The 359-nt window shown below is 77.2% G+C and carries 1 protein-coding gene; it reads left to right on the forward strand.

The features are described from left to right. Positions 1 to 203, forward strand: a 203-nt coding sequence (locus UK12_RS43975) for a hypothetical protein (protein ID WP_231591501.1), incomplete at its 5' end; no start/stop codon positions are given. Between the last annotated feature and the right edge of the window lie 156 nt (positions 204 to 359).

Below are 359 nucleotides of genomic sequence, written 5' to 3' on the forward strand. Positions count from 1 at the left end.
TCCTAGCCCTGGACGGCAGTGAACGTCCCGGCCACACCCACGCCGACGCCGTCCGCGAGCGTCGCCGCCTCGCCGGTCTCCAGCCGCTTCACGGCGACGGCGTGCCGCACCCCGGGGCCGTCGACCCGGACCAGCGACCCGGGAACGGCCGCGGCAAGGCGGGCGGTCCGGACGACGAGGACGGGCTATGCCAGCGCCAGTAGTCGGCGTAGAGGCAGATGGGCTGGCCGGTGCCGTTCCCGGGTGGCTGGTTGGGGGCCAGGGCCCCGGGGGGCGGCCCGCCGCTGGCGTGAGGGGGCTGGAGACCGGCGAGGCGGTGAGGCTCGCGGACGGCCTCGGGCTGGGTGTGGACGGTACGG

Source organism: Saccharothrix sp. ST-888, from assembly GCF_000955975.1.
In the GTDB taxonomy this organism is placed as follows: Bacteria; Actinomycetota; Actinomycetes; order Streptomycetales; family Streptomycetaceae; genus Kitasatospora.